The sequence below is a fragment of the Janthinobacterium agaricidamnosum NBRC 102515 = DSM 9628 genome (genome assembly GCF_000723165.1).
Taxonomy (GTDB): domain Bacteria; phylum Pseudomonadota; class Gammaproteobacteria; order Burkholderiales; family Burkholderiaceae_D; genus Janthinobacterium; species Janthinobacterium agaricidamnosum.
In genome coordinates, this window is record NZ_HG322949.1 from 5917613 (window position 1) to 5918710 (window position 1098).

The window sequence follows — 1098 nt, forward strand, 5'->3', positions numbered from 1 at the left end:
CCTACCGCAACACTTTCGGCTGCGTGCGCGAGACGGTCCCCATCGTGCCGCGCGCGATCGCCGCACCGGATACCCATACCGCGCCCGGTCCGCAAACGGCGCTGGTGGTCGGTTTGCCGGAGACGGTCAATACGACGGCGCGCGACCATCAGGTGCGCGTCCAGTTCGCCTGGCAGCGCGGCGCCGCCGCCAATCCCGGCGGACTGCATCACAACACCGACAGCAAGGGCAACGCACCCGGCAACCAGGCGTCCGGCGCATGGGTGCGGGTAGCGGAGGCGCTGGCGGGGCCGAACTGGGGGTCGCAATTCACGCCGCGCCTCGGCACCGAAGTACTGGTCGATTTCATCGAAGGCGATATCGACCGTCCGCTCGTGGTGGCGCAGCTGTACACCGGCGCCGATATCCCGCCCTACTCGGCCGGTATCGATTCGGGCAGTAACCATGGCGGCGTACTGTCCGGCATGCACAGCAATAATTTCGATGGCGACGGCTACAACCAGTGGGTCATCGACGATACGCCCGGCCAATTGCGCACCCGGTTGGCCAGCAGCAGTGCCGCGACACAATTGAATCTCGGCTACCTGGTGCAGCAGGCGGCCGGTTCGGCGCAACGGGGCGCCTATCGCGGCAGCGGCTTTGAATTACGCACCGATGCCTGGGGCATGCTGCGCGGCGCCGAGGGCCTGTTGATTTCCAGTAGCGCACGCCAGCAGCAAGGCAGCGGCATCGCCTCGACCCAGCTCGATACTGCCGAAGCGGCGGCGCAATTGCGCGGCGCCGCTGAACTGAGCAAGGTGTTGGCGCAAGCGGCGCAGCAACAGCAAGCGCTGCTGAGCAAGGACGCCAACGCGGCCCAGCCCGACTTGCTGGCCCACATCGATCCGCAACAAAAAGGCCGCATGGCCGGCAATATCGGCGGCCACAGCGCGCTGAAAGCGAAGGATGGCGCGCGTCAACTCGACGAGGCCAGGCCGGTCGAGCAATTCGGCGCGCCATGGGTGCTGCTGGAAGCGCCCGCCAGCATCAACTGGGCCACGCCGGCCTCGACGGCGTTATTTGCCGGCGGCCAATTACACTGGACCACCCAATCGGACA

1 protein-coding gene (running past one end of the window) is annotated in these 1098 nt (G+C 66.8%); it reads left to right on the forward strand.

All coding sequences use genetic code 11. From position 1 onward, the window contains the following. Positions 1–152: 152 nt before the first annotated feature. Positions 153–1098, forward strand: partial view of a type VI secretion system Vgr family protein gene (locus GJA_RS28630; protein ID WP_479686753.1) — the 5' portion only. 20 nt of this gene lie beyond the right edge of the window; 946 of the gene's 966 nt are visible here — the first part of the coding sequence; its start codon is at positions 153–155; its stop codon lies off the right edge, out of view.